Source organism: Pseudomonas sp. RU47 (genome assembly GCF_004011755.1).
In the GTDB taxonomy this organism is placed as follows: Bacteria; Pseudomonadota; Gammaproteobacteria; order Pseudomonadales; family Pseudomonadaceae; genus Aquipseudomonas.
Window position 1 is genome coordinate 4,340,566 of record NZ_CP022411.1, and the last position, 17,737, is coordinate 4,358,302.

A 17,737-nucleotide genomic window follows, 5' to 3' on the forward strand; every position below is an offset into this window, starting at 1 on the left:
TTCTTAACGCGGAATCAATCAGTCGGCTTTTGGAGCTTCTACCGGCTTGACTGCTTCTTCGTAAGAGACCGCTTTGTCGGTCACACTAGCTTTCTGCAGAACAGTATCCACAACTTGTTCTTCCAGCACAACCGAACGCACTTCGTTCAGTTGCTGCTCGTTCTTGTAGTACCACGACACAACCTGCTCAGGCTCCTGGTAAGCCGAAGCCATTTCCTGAATCATTTCGCGAACGCGAGCTTCGTCAGGCTTCAGGTCGAACTGCTTGACCACTTCGGCCACGATCAGACCCAGCACGACGCGGCGCTTGGCTTGCTCTTCGAACAGCTCGGCCGGCAGCTGATCAGGCTTGATGTTGCCGCCGAACTGCTGAACAGCCTGCACGCGCAGACGGTCAACTTCGTTGGACAGCAGAGCCTTAGGCACTTCGATCGGGTTGGTGGCCAGCAGACCGTCCATTACCTGATTCTTGACCTTGGATTTGATCGCCTGACGCAGTTCACGCTCCATGTTCTTGCGAACTTCGGTGCGGAAACCGTCGATGCCGCTTTCCTTGATGCCGAATTGAGCGAAGAACTCTTCGTTCAGCTCTGGCAGCTTAGGCTCGGACACAGTGTTGACGGTCACGGTGAACTCGGCGGTTTTGCCAGCCAGGTCCAGGTTCTGATAGTCCTCAGGGAAGGTCAGGTTCAGAACGCGCTCTTCGCCGGCTTTGGCGCCAACCAGGCCTTCTTCGAAGCCCGGGATCATGCGGCCGGAACCCAGTACCAGCTGAGTGCCTTTGGCGGAGCCGCCAGCGAAGACTTCGCCGTCAACCTTGCCCACGAAATCGATATTCAGCTGGTCTTCGTTCTGGGCAGCGCGATCGGCCACTTCAAAACGAGTGTTCTGCTTGCGCAGGATGTCGAGCATTTTGTCCAGGTCAGCGTCAGCCACGTCAGCGCTCAGGCGCTCAACGGTGATGCCTTCGAAACCGGCAACGGTGAACTCAGGGAACACTTCGAATACAGCAACGTATTCCAGATCCTTGCCAGCTTCGAGCGACTTAGGCTCGATCGATGGCGAACCAGCAGGGTTCAGCTTCTGCTCAACCACAGCTTCGTAGAAGGAGGACTGGATCACGTCGCCTACAGCTTCCTGGCGAGCATCAGCACCGAAACGGCGCTTGATTTCGCTCATTGGCACTTTGCCTGGACGGAAGCCAGCAATCTTGGCCTTTTGGGCAGTCTGCTGCAGACGCTTGTTGACCTGAGTCTCGATGCGCTCAGCCGGCACGGTGACGCTCATGCGGCGCTCGAGAGCAGTAGTATTTTCAACAGAAACTTGCATGGATATTCCTCGTTGCACAGACGTTAGCCGGCCGTTTCCGACCCCAGAATCAAGGGCATGCATTCTAGTGGGTCAAACTCAAGAAGTCACCCTACTGAAAACGGGTAAAAAAACAGCAGGCATTTTATCGGGACCGCCACACTAGTGCAGCGCGCCCCACAGGCGAATACAACCAATCTCGCCAGGGCTCTGCGCCAACCGCTTCTATATATAGAAGAGACTGCCAATCACTCCCTGACGGCCGTTCTTGCAAGCAAGCCCGGCGAGCAGCGCTGCATCATCGAGCAACATAAATACGACGAAGCGCCCTGCCCTTGCGCCTGGAAACCGACAATCGCCGGTTTTCAGAACCGCTAAAACAAAAAAGGCGCCAGACTGTTAAATCTGGCGCCTTTCGAAATATGGGGTGGACGATGGGGATCGAACCCACGACAACGGGAGTCACAATCCCGTGCTCTACCAACTGAGCTACGCCCACCATATTGCGTAACAAAAAAGCCAAACAACTTCTTTGTTGAAACCTCACCAGCCCGAAGACATGAATGAAGCTTTAATTGGTGCGGATGAAGAGACTCGAACTCTTACGCCTCGCGGCGCTGGAACCTAAATCCAGTGTGTCTACCAATTCCACCACATCCGCAGGTGAAGCTTTAAAGCAAAGGCGCCAGACTGTTACATCTGGCGCCTTTCGAAATATGGGGTGGACGATGGGGATCGAACCCACGACAACGGGAGTCACAATCCCGTGCTCTACCAACTGAGCTACGCCCACCATATCGCGTTACTTGTGCCAAAGCTGCCTAATGGCGCACCCGGCAGGACTCGAACCTGCGACCATCCGCTTAGAAGGCGGATGCTCTATCCAGCTGAGCTACGGGCGCCTTATTAATCTGTACTCTTAAAGGACTACAAACTAAGTGCTTTCCAGTGTCGCAGAACCTTGATTCCGCTTCACCTTCTTAACCAGTGCTAGGCTGTGCCCGACAAGTGCGACGAATAGTATAGAGCGCTCCGAAGGTCGTCAAATCCTTTTTGAAAAAAATTCATTTAATTAAAGGAGTTAGAGGAATTTGCTGACCAAGCGCCTTTGCCCTCACCGCTCGACATGCGAGAATGCGTTCTCATTTTTTCCCCTCTCGATGGTTAATCACGCGCAATGACTGCACAACTAATCGACGGCAAATCGATCGCCGCCAGCCTGCGCCAGCAGATCGCCCAACGAGTTGCCGAGCGTCGCCAGCAAGGCCTGCGCACTCCCGGCCTCGCGGTGATCCTGGTCGGCAGCGATCCTGCCTCTCAGGTTTATGTCTCGCACAAGCGTAAAGACTGTGAAGAGGTTGGCTTCCTCTCTCAAGCCTACGACCTGCCCTCCGACACAACGCAAGACGCGCTGACCGATCTGATCGATCGCCTCAATGACGACCCTGCAATCGACGGCATCCTGCTTCAGTTGCCGCTGCCCGAGCACCTGGACGCCTCCAAACTGCTGGAGCGTATCCGCCCGGACAAAGACGTCGACGGCTTCCATCCTTATAACGTCGGCCGCTTGGCCCAGCGCATTCCGCTGCTGCGCCCATGCACGCCTAAAGGCATCATGACGCTGCTGGAAAGCACCGGCGCCGATCTGTATGGCATGGACGCAGTGGTTGTCGGCGCTTCCAACATCGTCGGTCGCCCGATGGCGATGGAATTGCTGCTGGCCGGCTGCACCGTGACCGTGACTCACCGCTTCACCAAGGATCTGGCCGGCCACGTCGGTCGTGCCGATCTGGTGGTAGTGGCCGCCGGCAAGCCGGGCCTGGTCAAAGGCGAGTGGATCAAGGAAGGCGCGATCGTGATCGACGTCGGCATCAACCGTCAGGACGACGGCAAACTGGTCGGTGACGTTGTTTACGAAACCGCCCTGCCCCGCGCTGGCTGGATCACTCCGGTGCCGGGTGGCGTCGGTCCGATGACCCGTGCCTGCCTGCTGGAAAACACCCTTTATGCGGCGGAAACCCTGCACGCCTGATCGGTACTTTCAGCAATAAGAAAAACCCGCCTTGTGCGGGTTTTTTCATGCCTGAGAAAAAACTGTAACCGTTCGCCGGAAACCCCTCTTTTTACAGGCCTTTTCACGAGATTTTCAGGTCACTCAAACAACCATCGACAGATCTTCAGCCATACTCCTAGAATGCGACGCTTTGAAGAAATAACCCGTTACAAACTAACGGAATATCCAACCTTTGTGAGTTCGCCCGCGTGAAAATTCGTCTCTCGATTCTGAGCCTGTTTTTTGCAGTTTCAGGCACTTTCATCACGCCAACGATCAACGCTGCGGAAACCACCGCTGCCCCACGTGACGCTTCGACCCTGAAGATCGCCTCCGGCAGCGCACTGCTCATGGATATGCAGACCAATAAAGTCATCTACTCCAGCAACCCTGACGTGATCGTGCCGATCGCCTCTGTCAGCAAGCTGATGACCGGACTGGTTGTGGTTGAAGCCCGGCAGAACATGGACGAATGGATCAATGTCGATATCAGCAACACACCGGAAATGAGGGGTGTGTTCTCCCGAGTCAAACTCAAGAGTGAACTGCCGCGTCGCGAGATGTTGCTGATCGCCTTGATGTCTTCGGAGAACCGCGCGGCTGCCAGCCTTGCGCACCACTATCCGGGCGGTTACGCCGCCTTTATCGCGGCGATGAATGCCAAGGCCAAGGCACTGGGCATGACCAGTACGCACTTCGTCGAGCCGACAGGCCTGTCGGAGCGTAACGTTTCCACCGCCCGCGACCTGAGCAAGCTGCTGGTGGCCGCGCATAAGTACCCGCTACTCAGCGAACTCAGCACTACCAAGGAAAAGACCGTGTCGTTCCGCAAACCCAATTACACCCTGGGTTTCCGCAATACCGATCACTTGGTCAATAAAGCCGACTGGGACATCAAGATCACCAAAACCGGCTTCACCAACCCCGCCGGTCATTGCCTGGTGCTGGTGACGAAAATGGGCAATCGCCCGGTCGCGTTGGTAATTCTCGACGCGTTCGGCAAGTACACCCACTTTGCCGATGCCAGCCGTATTCGCAGTTGGGTGGAAACTGGCAGGAGCGCCAACGTTCCTGCAGTGGCTCAGCAATACAAGGCCGAGAAAAACCTCAAGTCGCGCCAGAGCGGTGTGGTTGAAGCTTCCAAGTAATCCGTCGCACAAGAAAAAGCCCCGAATCCTCGGGGCTTTTTTTCACCTGTAAATCAGTCATTCGGCAGCGGCATCTTGTCGTCATCGGGAATGCCATCGCCTGCACTCGGATCCCGTGCAGGCTCGGGTGTCAGCACATTAGGCCGAGCCATCGGGTCACGCATCGGGCTGTCCGGGTCCAGCACCGGATCAATCTCTGGCTCCGGCGTCGTAGGTACGCTGTCCGGTTTTTGGTCATCGAAGCTTGAATCGGTACTCATACGCACCTCACATCAAGGTTTCAGATTGGCTAACGGGTCATAAGGTTTGGCCGGTTTCTTGTCGTCCTCACCAGGCTTCACGTCTTTCGGCGCTTTGGCTGGGCCCACCGGGTCGACTTGCGGATCGTCAACATCCGGCGAATCCGGGTCAAAGCCCAGATCATGACCCGAAGAATGTTCGGTCGAATGCGGCCCTTTCGGGGATGGGGAATCTGCCATGTTCGCCTCCTGATTCACCCGCAAACAACGGGCTCTATAGATAGGAGGCGTGCCGGGCGCCGTGGTGCCCGGCAGATGACGAACGGGAACTCAGTGCGCCGTCAGGGCCTTGCGCGCCTGCGCGGCTTCATTTTCCTGACCAGCCTGAGCCAGCTCGTCGACCGCTTTGAGCCAGCGCTGACGGTCGACGGCGGCCGGGATCTGCGACGGTTTTTGAATCAGGATCGCCCAGCCACCGGACTTTTCCAGCGCCGACTCAAAGGAGCTGAAACTCATCAGCTCGCGGCGGTTCATGCCAGCGCGCAGCAGGACCTTCTGTTTATTGCGATCGTAGCCGGACAGGATCGCGTAACGCGGCTCGGCCCAGAATGCCGAGCCCTCGCTGAAGCGCACCATCACCGGATAACCCGCCGCCACTTGCGTCAACAGCGCAGGAAGATTGCTGTCCAGGGGATAAACCACCATGCCGTAGTCGCGGGCAAGGTTCTGGATATTCTGCTGCAGTTTGTCTTCGGCGCCCGGCAGGTGCAGTGGTTTTTCCAGCAAGCCCGGGGTGATCACGATGCCTTGCTGCGACAGGAGACTGGCCAGCACTTGCGGCCCGCTCTGATTGGCTTCGCCGCGATAGAACGTACCGCTCAGTTCAACTCGCTCCGGCAGACGCTTGACCTCGGGCGCCACACTGCCTGCACATCCGGCCAACACCGCCGCGCAACCGGCCACCAGCAGCGCCGCACGAATTCGAGAAAATACCTGCACCATCGTCACTCTCTGTTCAGACGCCGGTCATCGTGTTCCGGCAACGCCTGCGATCATAGGGCCGCGCCAGGCTGCGGTATAGCCTTAAGCGGCAGACACTTAGATTGCATAGAGCAAACTGATTGGTCACCACCGACCTTTGGTCAATAGCCTGAAACACCCCATTGTCTAGACTGTCATTGAAACAGAGCGAATTGAAAAAAGTGTGCGCCCGATGCAGGGCGAAGAGGAGGCACTGATGAGCCTGACCATGACTATCGTAATGTTGATTGCCGGCTGGCTGGCCGTGGCTGCCGCCATGTTGTGGGGGGTGCTACGGATTTCGCGGCGCCATCATCACCATCCGGTTCAGCCTGCTGCGGCTGAGAAAGCCGAGGAACACCGCGTGAGGCATGCTACTGCGCACTGAGGTTCAACATCAAAAGCGAAAAGCCCCTCACCCTAGCCCTCTCCCCGAGGGAGAGGGGACTGACCGAGTCGCTATTGAGAAGTACATCGACCTGAGATATCGAGCCGAACTCAGGTTTAAAAACCACGCAGATCGGCTCCCTCTCCCTCGGGAGAGGGCTGGGGTGAGGGGCTGGTTCTATTCGACACGGCAAATCTCGAATCAAAAAAAACCGCCTGATCCCTAAGAGTTCAGGCGGTTTTTGTACTTTCAGCAGTTACACCTGCTCAGCCAACTTCTTCTGCCTAGCCCTGCGAGACATCATGTTCAGCACTTCAATCGCTGCCGAGAACGCCATCGCTGCATACACATAACCTTTCGGTACATGGGCGCCAAAGCCTTCGGCGATCAGGGTCATACCGATCATGATCAGGAAGCCCAGAGCCAGCATCACCACCGTCGGGTTGTCGTTGATGAACTTCGCCAGCGGTTCAGCGGCAAACAGCATCACCAGCACCGACACCACCACCGCGATAATCATGATCGGCAAGTGTTCGGTCATGCCGACGGCAGTAATGATGCTGTCGATCGAGAACACCATGTCGAGCATCAGGATCTGGCCAATAGCGGCAGCGAAACCCAGGGTAACCGTCGAGGTCGCCGACTTCGGATCTTCCGGTGCCGGGTCCATGCTGTGATGGATCTCGGTCGTGGCTTTCCAGACCAGGAACAGACCACCGGCGATCAGGATCATGTCTTTCCAGGAGAAGGCCTGGCCAAGAATCTCGATCACCGGCGCGGTCAACTGCACGATGAAGGCGATGGTGCTCAACAGCGCCAGACGCAGGATCAACGCCATGCCGATACCGATCCGGCGCGCCTTCTGCTGGTACTGCTTGGGCAATTTGTTGGTCAGGATCGAGATAAAGATCAGGTTATCGATGCCGAGCACGATTTCCATCACCACCAATGTGGCCAAAGCAACCCAAGCGGTGGGGCTGGCGGCGAGCTGTAACAGATATTCCATGGGTCAGTCCTGACTCTGTGTAAGACGAATTAGATGGTCTTGGAGGAAGATTCGGAGTTTTCCGCGTCTTTTTCCGGTGTTTCTTTCTTCTCGATCAACCCGCCGGTGGCATCACTCAGGGCTTGTTCGGCGGCCTTGTGCGTGTCGTCGATCGCTTGCTTGGCGCTTTCGGCCGCTTTGCCCATCAATTGCTGGGCGCTTTTCTCGGCCTGGTCACAACCGGCCAGAAGCAGTAAAGACGTAAACATCAATGCTGGGAGGGTGTATTTCATGGGGCTTCCTTCGAATGAACAGACAGGGTCACAGACCGGCCGTCGATGGCTGGGCATTCTAGGGAGACAAACACTTCAGGAAAATTCGTATTTTTAGCGGCTATACTTCGGTTTTCACGAACTGTAGACCGTCATGCTCAACTACCGACAACTGCATTACTTCTGGGTCGTGGCCAAGACCGGCAGCATCGTGCGCGCCTGCGAGCAACTGAACCTGACACCACAGACCATCAGCGGGCAGATTTCCCTGCTCGAACAGACTTATGGCATCGAATTATTCAGACGCGTAGGCCGGCAACTGGAGTTGACCGAAGCCGGGCGACAAGCCCTGCCCTACGCCGAGCAGATGTTCCAGCTCGGCGGCGAACTGGAACTGATGCTGCGCGCCCAGCCCAACGAACAGCAGATTCTGTTCCGCGTTGGCGTGGCGGATGTGGTGCCGAAATCCATCGTCTACCGCCTGATTGCGCCGACCATGGAGCTGAACGAGCCGCTGCGCATCACCTGCCGCGAAGACAAACTCGAACGCTTGCTGGCCGATCTGGCCATTCAGCGTCTGGACCTGGTGATTTCCGACAGCCCGATGCCCTCGCACCTCGATATCAAGGGCTACAGCCAGAAGCTCGGCGAGTGCGGGATCAGTTTCTTCGCCACCCCGGAACTGGCAGCCAGATACGGTCAGGACTTTCCGCGCAGCCTGCATGGCGCGCCGCTGTTGATTCCCGGACCGGAAACCGTGGTGCGCAGCCGCTTGCAGCGCTGGTTTGCCGAGCAGCAGATCCAGCCGCAAATCGTCGGCGAGTTTGATGACAGTGCCTTGATGCAGGCGTTCGGCCAATCCGGCAGCGGGATTTTTATCGGCCCGAGCGTGATTGCCGATGAAGTGAAGCGCCAGTACGGCGTCGAGCTGATTGGCCAGACCGACGCGGTGACCGAGTCGTTCTATGCCATTTCGGTGGAGCGCAAGGTCAAGCACCCCGGCATCGTTGCGATTACCGAAGGTGCCCGACGCGAGCTGTTTACTGCGTTATGAGGCCTCGGCGCACATTTCGCGCGGCTTGAGCGTCATCAACACCATGGCGAGGAACACCGACAGCAGAATGAAGCCGGCGGCGGCAAAGCCGAGGAAGCCCAGACCCGCACTGTCGATGACCCGGCCACCGACAATGGCGCCCAGACCGATCCCCAGATTGGCCCCGGCGATGTTCAGCGAAGCAGCAAAGGCCGGCGCTTCCGGCGCGGCTTTCATCAGGCGCACATGGCTGACCAGGAACAACGCGGCCTGGGTGATACCCCAGATCCCCATCGCCACCGCCAGCCCCAGCGGCGAATGAATGTTCGGCACCAGCGAGACCATGCCGGCAATCATGAACGCACAGAACAACACCGATGCCCCCAACGGATGGCGGTCGACCGCACGACCACCCAGCGAGTTGCCGATCAACCCGACCGCGCCGAAGGCCATCAGGCACCAACCGACCACGGTGCCGTTGAAGCCGGCGAGGCGCTCAAGAATGTCGGCCAGATACGTGTAAGCAGTAAACATGCCGCTGAACACCAGAATCGACAGCAGGATATGGCCGATCATCAACGGGCTGCGCAGGATCTTGAACTGCGAGCGGAAGCTGACCTGATGCTGGTGCAGGCTGGTTTTCGGCAAGTAGACAAACAGCAACAAAGCCTTGGCAAAGGCGATCACCGCCAGAATGCCGAAGGCACTGCGCCAGCCGAAGGCGTCAGAAATCAGCGTGCCGACCGGGATGCCGAACACCGTGGCACAGACAATGCCGAAACCGATTTTGGCGATCGCACGACCGGCGAAATCCGGGCCGACGATGTCCACTGCCGTCTCACTGGCCAAGGCCCAAAACACCGGCAGACCGAGCGCCGGAATCAATCGGGCAATCGCCATCACCCAGATGTTCGGCGCCAGCGCCGCCACGGTATTGGCCAGGCCAAACATGATCAGGATGCTGATAAACAGTTTGCGCCGCTCGAAGCGGGCGAAATATGCGGTCAGGAAAGGCCCGAACATCGCCACGGTAAAAGCGAACAGCGTCACCAGCAGCCCGGCCTGCGGGATGGTGACTGCGAGGTCTCGGGCAATCGCCGGCAACAGGCCGACGATGACGAATTCCGTGGTCAGCACCGTGAACCCGGCGGCGGACAACAGAAGAATGGGCAACAGCATGCGCAACTCCAGCAAAACGACGACACCAGCGTTGACCCGGAGGCCCGCTGGCAGAGTTTGAAAATAAGGATGCGCAATCTTAACAGAGTGTGTCCGGGCTGACTTGCACAAACCTGTCGACTTTGTTGCCTGATCCGGTGGCAGATCGTCACAGGCCTGAAGGATAAGGCCCACGCTGTGATAAAGTCCGCGCCCTGAAAAACGTACAGCTTATTCAACGACCGGTTTATTGGCGTTGATCTCGCGTCAGCCCTTTCGGTGCGTGACGGTGGTCTGCCCCCGATGTCCACCGCCCTCACGCCACCTTGCACCCTATAAAAAATCAGAGATGCCGTTATGACTGCTTCGTCCCCTTCTCTATTGCAGCGCCTGAAGAACCTGAGCCTGGTCGCCCAGATCCTGATCGGCCTGATTGCCGGTATCGCTCTGGCGATGTTCGCCCCGCAAGTGGCAAAAGATACCGCGTTCATTGGCAAAGTGTTCGTGTCGGCGTTGAAAGCCGTCGCGCCGATTCTGGTGTTCGTGCTGGTAATGGCCTCTATTGCCAACCACAAGCACGGCCAGGAAACCCACATCCGCCCGATTCTGTTCCTCTATCTGCTGGGTACCTTCGCCGCAGCAGTGGTGGCCGTCGTTGCCAGCATGGCGTTCCCGTCGCACCTGGTGCTGTCCACCGAGAACGTTGCGGTCACTGCGCCCGGCGGCATTGGTGAAGTGTTGCAAAGTCTGTTGCTGAGCGTGGTCGACAATCCGGTGAAGGCGCTGATCGAAGCCAACTTCATCGGCATTCTGGCCTGGGCGATCGGCATGGGCGTCGCGATTCGCCATGCCGGTGACACCACCCGCGAAGTGCTGGGCGATCTGTCCAACGGCGTGACCTTGATCGTGCGTGTGGTGATTCGCTTTGCACCGCTGGGCATTTTCGGTCTGGTCGCTTCGACACTGGCCACCTCCGGTTTCGGCGCTCTGATCGGTTATGCGCACCTGCTGGCCGTGCTGCTCGGTTGCATGCTGTTCGTGGCGCTGGTGATGAACCCGCTGATCGTGTTCTGGAAGCTGCGTCGCAACCCGTACCCGCTGACCCTCAAATGCCTGCGTGAAAGTGGCATCACCGCGTTCTTCGCCCGCAGCTCGGCGGCGAACATTCCGGTGAATCTGGAGTTGAGCAAGCGCCTTGGCCTGCATGAAGACACTTACTCGGTGTCGATTCCGCTGGGCGCGACCATCAACATGGCCGGCGCGGCGATCACCATTACCGTGCTGACCCTGGCGGCCGTGCATACATTGGGTATTGCCGTGGATATTCCTACGGCGATTTTGCTCAGCGTTGTCGCCGCCATTTGCGCCTGTGGCGCGTCGGGTGTGGCGGGTGGATCGCTGTTGCTGATTCCGTTGGCGTGCAGCTTGTTCGGGATTCCGAGCGAGATTGCCATGCAGGTGGTGGCGGTCGGTTTCATTATTGGCGTGTTGCAGGATTCGGCAGAGACCGCGCTGAACTCGTCGACTGATGTGCTATTTACCGCTGCGGCTTGCCTGGGTGAAGAAGCGAAAGCCCAACGCACGGCTTGATATTCGCTGTAATCAAAAGCCCGCCATGGTGTGAACCTTGGCGGGCTTTTTTGTGACTGAGATCTTTTCCCCCTCACCCCAACCCTCTCCCCCAAGGGGGCGAGGGGGAAAGGGGGCAGACCGAGTGCTGTTCAAAACCTGAGTTCGACTTGATATTTCAGGTCGGCGTATCCCGAACAAACAACGCGATCAGTCCCCTCTCCCTCCGGGAGAGGGTTAGGGTGAGGGGCTCTTGAAAAATCAGAACGCGCCCATGTAATCACGCTTGCCCACTTCAACACCGTTATGACGCAGCAACGCATAAGTGGTGGTGACGTGGAAGAAGAACTGCGGCAAGCCATAAGTCAGCAAGTACGACTGGCCACTGAAGCGCTTCTCTTTCGGCGTGCCCGGACGAGTAACGATTTCGATGCCTTCCTTGCCGTCGATCTGCTCTGGCTTGATCTCACCAATGTAGGCCAGCACCTTGGAGATCAAGGCTTGCAGCTCGGCGAAGGTGGTTTCGGTATCGTCGTACTTCGGCACTTCGACTTCAGCCAGACGTGAGGAAACGCCCTTGGCGAAGTCGACAGCGATCTGCACCTGGCGGGTCAGCGGGAACATGTCCGGGTACAGACGTGCCTGCAGGAAGGCGTTCGGGTCGATGTTTTTCTCGGTGGCGTGGGCTTCAGCCTTTTTCAGTACATCGCTCAGGGCGTTGAGCATCTGTTGAAAAACCGGGACGGATGCGGCGTACAGGGAAATGGTCATGGCAGTCTCGAGTAGTGGCTGGGTGGAACAAGGAGGCGATTATAGCCATGCTTGATGACCACACGGCTTGCCTTTTGTTTGGCAAGGATTAGGCTAGGCGCCTTCGACTGCAAAGGGAACGCGCGATGACCACTGAACCAGAATCCACCTTCGACGAGCCACGGCTCAATGCCACGGAAATCCGCATCCTCGGCTCGTTGATCGAGAAACAGGCAACCAGTCCGGAAACCTATCCGCTGACCCTTAATGCGCTGGTCACGGCGTGCAATCAGAAAACCAGCCGCGAACCGGTGATGAACCTGACTCAGGGTCAGGTCGGGCAGAGCTTGCGCGCACTGGAAGGTCGCGGTTTCGCCAAACTGGTGATGGGCAGTCGCGCCGACCGCTGGGAGCACAAGGTCGACAAGGCACTGGAACTGGTGCCGGCGCAGGTGATTCTCAGCGGTTTGATGTTTTTGCGTGGCCCGCAGACCGTCAATGAGCTGCTGACCCGCAGTGGCCGCATGCATGAATTTGAAGACACCGAGCAAGTGGTGCATCAGCTTGAGCGCTTGATTGCGCGAGGGTTGGCCGTGTTGATTCCGCGCCAGGCCGGGCAACGCGAAGATCGTTATACCCATGCGCTGGGTGATCCAGCGGATATCGAGGCGATCATGGCGGCACGGCAGAATCCGTCGGATCGCGGTGCGAGCAGCGGTGTTTCGGTTGAGCGTATCGAAGAACTCGAAGCGCGGATCGCAGCGCTGGAAGAGCGCCTGGCCCGCCTCGAATAACCACCACCGTTTTATTGTGGGAGCGAGCCTGCTCGCGAAGAGGTTCTGTCAGCTACATCATTTTTGAATGACACACCGCATTCGCGAGCAGGCTCGCTCCCACAGGGGATCTACAGCGAGCACACAATCTGTGTATGACAAAAATTCAACTGTGGGAGCGAGCCTGCTCGCAAAGAGGCCCGCCCAGCCACCACAACCCATCAGCTCCGGGCAAACGCCACCGCCGCCGCAAACTGAGCTTCATTCGGGCGCACGCCGGTGTACAGGACAAACTGCTCCAGCGCCTGAATCGCAATCACCTCAAGCCCGGTAATCACCTTTTTGCCTTCGGCCCGAGCACGCACGATCAGCGGCGTCTCCGACGGAATCGCGACCACATCAAATACCGTCTCAGCCGCAGCAATAACTTGAGGCTCGAACGCCAACTGCCCCGCCTCCGGCCCACCATCCATGCCCACTGGCGTCACATTGATCAGCATCTGTGGACGCTCATCGCCCAGATCGGCCTGCCAGCGATAACCCAGCGAATCCGCCAATGCACGCCCGGCGCGCTCGTTACGGGCGACGATCAAACCGTTTTTGTAACCGCCATCACGCAAGGCACTGGCCACCGCTTTGGCCATGCCGCCGCTGCCACGCAGGGCGAAGGTCGAATCCTTGGGCACCGCGTGGGTTTCCAGCAACTGCGCGACGGCAATGTAATCGGTGTTGTAAGCCTTCAGATGGCCGGCGGTATTGACGATGGTATTGATCGACTGGATCGCTGCCGCCGACGCATCCAGCTCATCGACCAGCGCAATGCACGCTTCCTTGAACGGCATCGACACGCCGCAACCGCGAATGCCCAAAGCGCGAATGCCGCCCACGGCACCCGTCAGATCCTGACTGCTGAACGCCTTGTAATAGAAATTCAGGCCCAACTGCTCATACAAATGGTTATGAAAACGCAGACCGAAATTGCCTGGGCGCCCTGACAGGGACATGCACAGCTGAGTGTCTTTGTTCGGGTTCATCTGCATGAAACTTCTCCTTCAAACGCACTTTCGGATAGACGGGATTAGCCAGCCCATCGGGTTCTGAACGATCATTGAGGCCTGTTTTAAAGGTGTCTTTTGGCCCTTGCCTGGCCCGGTAAAGAAGCCGGTACAGACCTTACACAAAATTTACCCAGCGGCTGTGCTGATTTTCAGAATTTCGCTGTCTTAGAAGTATCCCCGCGACAACTGTGGGCCTGGTGCAGGCCCTGCCGCCGGGTCGAAGAACCGAGGACTTATCATGATTCGTAAACTCCCCATTCTGGCCTTGTTGATTGGCACACTTGCGGTCACAGGTCAGGCAGAAGCCGGCGGTGGCCACGGCTGGCAAGGCCCTGCGGTGTTTGGCGCGATCGTCGGCTCGGCCATCATCGGCTCGGCACTGATCAATCAGGATCGGCCGGTGTACGTGCAACAACAGCCGGTTTATGTGCAGCCACAACCGGTCTACGTGCAGCAGCCGCCACCACCGGTCTACTACCAGCCGGCACCGGTGTATGTACAACAACCGGTGTACATCCAACAGGCCCCCGTCTACTACGGCCCGCCTCGCGGTTATTACGGCCGGCCACATGGCTACTACGGCGGCCCACGCTGGTAATCGCAACACTGAGCCCTGCTTTTATAGCGGGGCTTTTTTATGACCGTTGGTCGGCAAACGTCTGAAAAAATCTCGCCAAGGTCGCTGTGAGGACAGTTTCACCGGCTAAAGTCGGCATGATTGAATGACCGCTATGTAGATTTCCACAAAACGGTCACTTTTTTGTCATGACGGAGCTGCAATCTGAATCCGTCCGTAAACAACAGGTTGATAACAACAAGGACGACTGTATGCCAACACAAAACCCGCACCGCATCGTCGGCCTGTGCACCTCCAGCAAGGTGTACAGCGCGCTGACAGAACTCAAGCACCTGGAAGGCCATCGCTGCGCGAAATTTCTCTCGCTGCTGGCGGAAAACCTGGTGCACAAGGGTTTGCTCAATGAGCGCGAAGTCATGCACATGCTTGATCAAGTGGTCGACTGAGCCAGCCCTCAACGGCGTCAATGACCACTATCGAAAGCGTTGATTGTCCGTAGAACCGGCGAATCTCTAAGGTAGCTCCATTGATAGATGGAGGTACTCGTCATGGCTCAGGTTCAAATCATGTCCGTTATCGGCAGCGCCGTTCCCGCTTCGCTCAGGGCCTCGGGCTTGCTCGCCTGCTGGTATCTGATGCGCGACGGCGAAGCGATCAGCGGCCCGCTCACTTCGCTGCCCGCCGCGCAGGCACTGTCACAAAAAATCGTCAGCGAGCCGTTCCACGCTTAAGGCAGTTGCACCTTGGGCTTGGTCTCGGCGAACAACGCCCAGCTCGACATGAACAACGCCGCGATCAGCGGCCCAATCACAAAACCGTTGAGGCCGAACACTGCCAGACCGCCAAGGGTCGAGATCAGAATCAGGTAATCGGGCATTTTGGTGTCCTTGCCGACCAGAATCGGTCGCAGCACGTTGTCCACCAGACCGATCACGAAAACCCCGAACAAGCCCAGCACCACGCCCTGCCAGATCATCCCGCTGAGCAGGAAATACACCGCCACCGGCGCCCAGACAATCCCCGCGCCGACTGCTGGCAGCAACGACAAAAACCCCATCAACACCGCCCACAGCAATGCGCTGGGGATGTCGAGAAACCAGAAAATCGCTCCGCCCAGCGCGCCTTGAGTCACCGCGACTACGAGATTGCCCTTCACCGTCGCCCGTACCACGCGGTTGAACTTCAACTGCAAGCGCCGCTTGTGGCCTTCCTCCAGTGGCACGGCGGTCCGCACCTTGCGCGCCAGTTCGGCGCCGTCACGCAGAAAGAAAAACAGCAGATACAGCATGATGAAAAAACTCACCACGAACTCGAACGTACCCTGACCAAAACTGAACGCTTGAGTGGCCAGGACCTGACTGCCCTGCATCGCCGATTTGACGATTTTCTCGCGCAGGCCATTGAGTTCGCCCATGCCGAAACGGTCGAGCAAGTGCTGAAAGTATGGCGGCAAGCTGTGCTTGAACTGCGCCAGATACGCGGCAATGTCCAGCTCACCGCTTTCGATATTCTTGTAAACCGTCGCCCCCTCCTGCACCAGCAACACGCTGACGATGATCACCGGCAAAATCGCGATGACCAGACAGATGCTCAATGTGCACAGCGATGTCAGGTTACGTTGCCAGCCGAATTTCGCCTGCAATTTGCGTTGCATCGGCGCAAACAGAATGCCGAGGATGACCGCCCAGAACACCGCACCGTAGAACGGCAACAGAATCCAGATGAAGGCCACCGTGACCAGCACCAGCAGCACCGTCAGGGATTTGAATTGAAGGCTTTTTTCGTTCATGTCCGGTCCATGTCAGTCAGGCGTCATGCACGCCCCGCTCCTTAGTCAGCCGCGGCGCGCACGAGTGCCATCTTTATTCATGGAGCATAGATCCAGATCAACAAACCCTCACCGCACCTGACTTACCCTGCCGCGCTTTTGCGACCGACACCGCCATGACCCCGACCCTCGCCGCTCCCGAACTGCTCGCCCCCGCCGGCACCCTGAAAAACATGCGTTACGCCTTCGCCTACGGCGCCGATGCGGTCTATGCCGGCCAGCCGCGTTATAGCCTGCGGGTGCGCAACAACGAGTTCGATCACGCCAATCTCGCGTTGGGCATTGGTGAAGCCCAGGCGCAGGGCAAGCGCTTCTACGTGGTGGTCAACATCGCGCCGCACAATGCCAAGCTGAAGACTTTCCTCAAGGATCTGGCTCCGGTGATCGAGATGGCGCCGGATGCACTGATCATGTCCGACCCGGGGCTGATCATGCTGGTGCGCCAGCATTTCCCGCAGATGCCGATTCACCTGTCGGTGCAGGCCAACACGGTGAATTGGGCGAGCGTCGAGTTCTGGCAGCAACAGGGCTTGAGCCGGATCATTCTGTCGCGGGAATTGTCGCTGGAGGAAATCGGCGAAATCCGCGAACAGGTGCCGGGCATGGAGCTGGAAGTATTCGTCCACGGCGCACTGTGCATGGCCTATTCCGGGCGCTGCCTGCTCTCCGGCTACATGAACAAGCGCGATGCCAATCAGGGCACCTGCACCAACGCCTGTCGCTGGAAATACTCGGCGCAAGAGGCCACGGAAAACCAGCTCGGCGACATCGTCCAGACCTTCCAGCCCGAGCCGACCCTGGGCCTCGGCGCGCCCACCGATCAGGTGTTCCTGCTGCAGGAAGCCAACCGCCCCGACGAGTTGATGCCGGCGTTCGAGGACGAGCACGGCACTTACATCATGAACGCCAAGGACCTGCGCGCGGTGCAGCATGTCGAGCGTCTGACGCGCATGGGCGTGCATTCTCTGAAGATCGAGGGCCGGACCAAATCGCACTTCTATTGCGCGCGCACTACCCAGGTTTATCGCCGGGCGATTGATGACGCGGTGGCCGGGCGCGAATTTGATCGCAGCCTGATGACCGATCTGGAGTCACTGGCGCAACGTGGCTACACCGAAGGTTTTCTGCGTCGGCATGTGCATGACGAGTATCAGAATTATCAGCACGGCAGCTCGGTGTCGGAGCGTCAGCAGTTTGTGGGTGAGTTGACCGGCGAGCGGCGTGAGGGGCTGGCCGAGGTCAAGGTGAAGAATCGTTTTGGTCTTGGTGATCATCTGGAGTTGATGACGCCCACGGGTAATTTTCATTTTGATTTGCATGAGTTGCAGAGTGTTAAGGGTGAGGCGATCGACTTGGCACCGGGGGATGGGCACACGGTTTATGTGCCGATTCCGGAGGGGGTGGATTTGCGGTTTGGGTTGTTGATGCGGGATATCGGTAGCGTCTGAAAAGCCCCTCACCCTAGCCCTCTCCCAGAGGGAGAGGGGACTGATTGGGGGATATTGGAGAGATCCACCGACCTGAAAATTCGTCGGTGAATCCACAATCGACTCTTCTGATCAAGAAAATCAGACTTGG

The 17,737-nt window shown here is 57.9% G+C and carries 20 protein-coding genes and 4 tRNA genes; 10 read left to right on the forward strand and 14 right to left on the reverse strand.

What is annotated here, in order from left to right:
• Window positions 1-18 precede the first annotated feature (18 nt).
• The 5 genes from tig to CCX46_RS19720 form a co-directional block, all read right to left on the reverse strand.
• Window positions 19-1,329, reverse strand: coding sequence for a trigger factor (tig, locus tag CCX46_RS19700; protein ID WP_127929013.1), 1,311 nt, complete (start codon window positions 1,327-1,329; stop codon window positions 19-21).
• A gap of 402 nt (window positions 1,330-1,731) precedes the next feature.
• Window positions 1,732-1,807 (reverse strand) — tRNA-His (locus CCX46_RS19705).
• A gap of 77 nt (window positions 1,808-1,884) precedes the next feature.
• Window positions 1,885-1,969: transfer RNA gene (locus CCX46_RS19710), tRNA-Leu, on the reverse strand.
• A 56-nt stretch (window positions 1,970-2,025) separates the two neighbouring features.
• A tRNA-His gene (locus CCX46_RS19715) sits at window positions 2,026-2,101 on the reverse strand.
• Window positions 2,102-2,133: 32 nt separating this feature from the next.
• Window positions 2,134-2,210, reverse strand: a tRNA-Arg gene (locus tag CCX46_RS19720).
• 275 nt (window positions 2,211-2,485) lie between these two features.
• On the opposite strand from CCX46_RS19720, the gene folD reads away from it, so the two are divergent.
• Together folD and pbpG are read left to right on the forward strand one after the other, a co-directional pair.
• Window positions 2,486-3,340, forward strand: a complete 855-nt coding sequence (folD, locus tag CCX46_RS19725; protein ID WP_038362797.1) for a bifunctional methylenetetrahydrofolate dehydrogenase/methenyltetrahydrofolate cyclohydrolase FolD — start codon at window positions 2,486-2,488, stop codon at window positions 3,338-3,340.
• A gap of 230 nt (window positions 3,341-3,570) precedes the next feature.
• Window positions 3,571-4,509 (forward strand): D-alanyl-D-alanine endopeptidase, encoded by a 939-nt coding sequence (gene pbpG / locus CCX46_RS19730; RefSeq protein WP_127929014.1) that lies wholly within the window; start codon window positions 3,571-3,573, stop codon window positions 4,507-4,509.
• Window positions 4,510-4,562: 53 nt separating this feature from the next.
• Here the strand turns inward: pbpG and CCX46_RS19735 are convergent, their stop codons facing one another.
• The 3 genes from CCX46_RS19735 to CCX46_RS19745 form a co-directional block, all read right to left on the reverse strand.
• On the reverse strand, window positions 4,563-4,769 hold the full coding sequence (locus CCX46_RS19735; protein WP_127929015.1) for a hypothetical protein: 207 nt from the start codon (window positions 4,767-4,769) through the stop codon (window positions 4,563-4,565).
• Between the two features lie 12 nt (window positions 4,770-4,781).
• Entirely contained in the window at window positions 4,782-4,988 is a 207-nt protein-coding gene (locus CCX46_RS19740) for a DUF6021 family protein (protein ID WP_127929016.1), read from the reverse strand.
• Window positions 4,989-5,078: 90 nt separating this feature from the next.
• Window positions 5,079-5,750 carry a peptidase C39 family protein gene (locus tag CCX46_RS19745; protein WP_127929017.1) on the reverse strand — a complete coding sequence of 224 codons (672 nt, stop codon included), beginning with the start codon at window positions 5,748-5,750 and terminating at the stop codon, window positions 5,079-5,081.
• A gap of 247 nt (window positions 5,751-5,997) precedes the next feature.
• Here CCX46_RS19745 and CCX46_RS30735 point away from each other — a divergent pair, with 247 nt between their 5' ends.
• On the forward strand, window positions 5,998-6,156 hold the full coding sequence (locus CCX46_RS30735; protein ID WP_177413842.1) for a hypothetical protein: 159 nt from the start codon (window positions 5,998-6,000) through the stop codon (window positions 6,154-6,156).
• Window positions 6,157-6,412: 256 nt separating this feature from the next.
• Here the strand turns inward: CCX46_RS30735 and CCX46_RS19750 are convergent, their stop codons facing one another.
• Both CCX46_RS19750 and CCX46_RS19755 read right to left on the reverse strand, forming a co-directional pair.
• On the reverse strand, window positions 6,413-7,162 hold the full coding sequence (locus tag CCX46_RS19750; RefSeq protein WP_122843800.1) for a TerC family protein: 750 nt from the start codon (window positions 7,160-7,162) through the stop codon (window positions 6,413-6,415).
• Between the two features lie 29 nt (window positions 7,163-7,191).
• Window positions 7,192-7,434, reverse strand: a complete 243-nt coding sequence (locus CCX46_RS19755) for a hypothetical protein (RefSeq protein ID WP_127929018.1) — start codon at window positions 7,432-7,434, stop codon at window positions 7,192-7,194.
• 133 nt (window positions 7,435-7,567) lie between these two features.
• Here CCX46_RS19755 and nhaR point away from each other — a divergent pair, with 133 nt between their 5' ends.
• Window positions 7,568-8,467, forward strand: coding sequence for a transcriptional activator NhaR (nhaR, locus tag CCX46_RS19760; RefSeq protein WP_127929019.1), 900 nt, complete (start codon window positions 7,568-7,570; stop codon window positions 8,465-8,467).
• Here the strand turns inward: nhaR and CCX46_RS19765 are convergent.
• Complete coding sequence (locus tag CCX46_RS19765; RefSeq protein ID WP_127929020.1) at window positions 8,462-9,625, reverse strand: MFS transporter; 1,164 nt, start codon at window positions 9,623-9,625, stop codon at window positions 8,462-8,464. The two genes, nhaR and CCX46_RS19765, sit on opposite strands and share 6 nt — an antisense overlap.
• Window positions 9,626-9,961: 336 nt before the next feature.
• Here CCX46_RS19765 and sstT point away from each other — a divergent pair, with 336 nt between their 5' ends.
• Complete coding sequence (sstT, locus tag CCX46_RS19770; protein ID WP_127929021.1) at window positions 9,962-11,194, forward strand: serine/threonine transporter SstT; 1,233 nt, start codon at window positions 9,962-9,964, stop codon at window positions 11,192-11,194.
• Between the two features lie 240 nt (window positions 11,195-11,434).
• Here sstT and CCX46_RS19775 read toward each other — a convergent pair whose 3' ends face one another.
• Window positions 11,435-11,944, reverse strand: coding sequence for a DUF1993 domain-containing protein (locus tag CCX46_RS19775; protein ID WP_127929022.1), 510 nt, complete (start codon window positions 11,942-11,944; stop codon window positions 11,435-11,437).
• Window positions 11,945-12,069: 125 nt separating this feature from the next.
• On the opposite strand from CCX46_RS19775, the gene CCX46_RS19780 reads away from it, so the two are divergent.
• Entirely contained in the window at window positions 12,070-12,717 is a 648-nt protein-coding gene (locus CCX46_RS19780; RefSeq protein WP_110719311.1) for a YceH family protein, read from the forward strand.
• Window positions 12,718-12,917: 200 nt separating this feature from the next.
• On the opposite strand, the gene CCX46_RS19785 is transcribed toward CCX46_RS19780, so the two are convergent.
• Window positions 12,918-13,736, reverse strand: coding sequence for a shikimate 5-dehydrogenase (locus tag CCX46_RS19785; RefSeq protein WP_127929023.1), 819 nt, complete (start codon window positions 13,734-13,736; stop codon window positions 12,918-12,920).
• A 256-nt stretch (window positions 13,737-13,992) separates the two neighbouring features.
• Between CCX46_RS19785 and CCX46_RS19790 the strand changes: the two genes are divergently transcribed.
• From CCX46_RS19790 to CCX46_RS19800, 3 genes are all read left to right on the forward strand, one after another.
• On the forward strand, window positions 13,993-14,352 hold the full coding sequence (locus CCX46_RS19790; protein ID WP_127929024.1) for a hypothetical protein: 360 nt from the start codon (window positions 13,993-13,995) through the stop codon (window positions 14,350-14,352).
• 230 nt (window positions 14,353-14,582) lie between these two features.
• Window positions 14,583-14,777 carry a hypothetical protein gene (locus CCX46_RS19795; RefSeq protein WP_016984641.1) on the forward strand — a complete coding sequence of 65 codons (195 nt, stop codon included), beginning with the start codon at window positions 14,583-14,585 and terminating at the stop codon, window positions 14,775-14,777.
• 102 nt (window positions 14,778-14,879) lie between these two features.
• Window positions 14,880-15,062, forward strand: a complete 183-nt coding sequence (locus CCX46_RS19800; protein WP_007917359.1) for a hypothetical protein — start codon at window positions 14,880-14,882, stop codon at window positions 15,060-15,062.
• On the opposite strand, the gene CCX46_RS19805 is transcribed toward CCX46_RS19800, so the two are convergent.
• Complete coding sequence (locus CCX46_RS19805) at window positions 15,059-16,120, reverse strand: AI-2E family transporter (RefSeq protein ID WP_064389213.1); 1,062 nt, start codon at window positions 16,118-16,120, stop codon at window positions 15,059-15,061. The two genes, CCX46_RS19800 and CCX46_RS19805, sit on opposite strands and share 4 nt — an antisense overlap.
• A 155-nt stretch (window positions 16,121-16,275) precedes the next feature.
• Between CCX46_RS19805 and trhP the strand changes: the two genes are divergently transcribed.
• The gene (gene trhP / locus CCX46_RS19810) at window positions 16,276-17,607 is read left to right on the forward strand and encodes a prephenate-dependent tRNA uridine(34) hydroxylase TrhP (protein WP_127929025.1); all 1,332 of its coding nucleotides are present in this window, start codon (window positions 16,276-16,278) and stop codon (window positions 17,605-17,607) included.
• Window positions 17,608-17,737 lie beyond the last annotated feature (130 nt).

Bases quoted from the DNA above. Each gene is read 5' to 3' on its own strand.
- tig (WP_127929013.1), bottom strand. From the start codon at position 1,329: ATGCAAGTTTCTGTTGAAAATACTACTGCTCTCGAGCGCCGCATGAGC.
- folD (WP_038362797.1), top strand. From the start codon at position 2,486: ATGACTGCACAACTAATCGACGGCAAATCGATCGCCGCCAGCCTGCGC.
- CCX46_RS19735 (WP_127929015.1), bottom strand. From the start codon at position 4,769: ATGAGTACCGATTCAAGCTTCGATGACCAAAAACCGGACAGCGTACCT.
- CCX46_RS19740 (WP_127929016.1), bottom strand. From the start codon at position 4,988: ATGGCAGATTCCCCATCCCCGAAAGGGCCGCATTCGACCGAACATTCT.
- CCX46_RS19745 (WP_127929017.1), bottom strand. From the start codon at position 5,750: ATGGTGCAGGTATTTTCTCGAATTCGTGCGGCGCTGCTGGTGGCCGGT.
- CCX46_RS30735 (WP_177413842.1), top strand. From the start codon at position 5,998: ATGACTATCGTAATGTTGATTGCCGGCTGGCTGGCCGTGGCTGCCGCC.
- CCX46_RS19750 (WP_122843800.1), bottom strand. From the start codon at position 7,162: ATGGAATATCTGTTACAGCTCGCCGCCAGCCCCACCGCTTGGGTTGCT.
- CCX46_RS19755 (WP_127929018.1), bottom strand. From the start codon at position 7,434: ATGAAATACACCCTCCCAGCATTGATGTTTACGTCTTTACTGCTTCTG.
- nhaR (WP_127929019.1), top strand. From the start codon at position 7,568: ATGCTCAACTACCGACAACTGCATTACTTCTGGGTCGTGGCCAAGACC.
- CCX46_RS19765 (WP_127929020.1), bottom strand. From the start codon at position 9,625: ATGCTGTTGCCCATTCTTCTGTTGTCCGCCGCCGGGTTCACGGTGCTG.
- sstT (WP_127929021.1), top strand. From the start codon at position 9,962: ATGACTGCTTCGTCCCCTTCTCTATTGCAGCGCCTGAAGAACCTGAGC.
- CCX46_RS19775 (WP_127929022.1), bottom strand. From the start codon at position 11,944: ATGACCATTTCCCTGTACGCCGCATCCGTCCCGGTTTTTCAACAGATG.
- CCX46_RS19780 (WP_110719311.1), top strand. From the start codon at position 12,070: ATGACCACTGAACCAGAATCCACCTTCGACGAGCCACGGCTCAATGCC.
- CCX46_RS19785 (WP_127929023.1), bottom strand. From the start codon at position 13,736: ATGCAGATGAACCCGAACAAAGACACTCAGCTGTGCATGTCCCTGTCA.
- CCX46_RS19790 (WP_127929024.1), top strand. From the start codon at position 13,993: ATGATTCGTAAACTCCCCATTCTGGCCTTGTTGATTGGCACACTTGCG.
- CCX46_RS19795 (WP_016984641.1), top strand. From the start codon at position 14,583: ATGCCAACACAAAACCCGCACCGCATCGTCGGCCTGTGCACCTCCAGC.
- CCX46_RS19800 (WP_007917359.1), top strand. From the start codon at position 14,880: ATGGCTCAGGTTCAAATCATGTCCGTTATCGGCAGCGCCGTTCCCGCT.
- CCX46_RS19805 (WP_064389213.1), bottom strand. From the start codon at position 16,120: ATGAACGAAAAAAGCCTTCAATTCAAATCCCTGACGGTGCTGCTGGTG.
- trhP (WP_127929025.1), top strand. From the start codon at position 16,276: ATGACCCCGACCCTCGCCGCTCCCGAACTGCTCGCCCCCGCCGGCACC.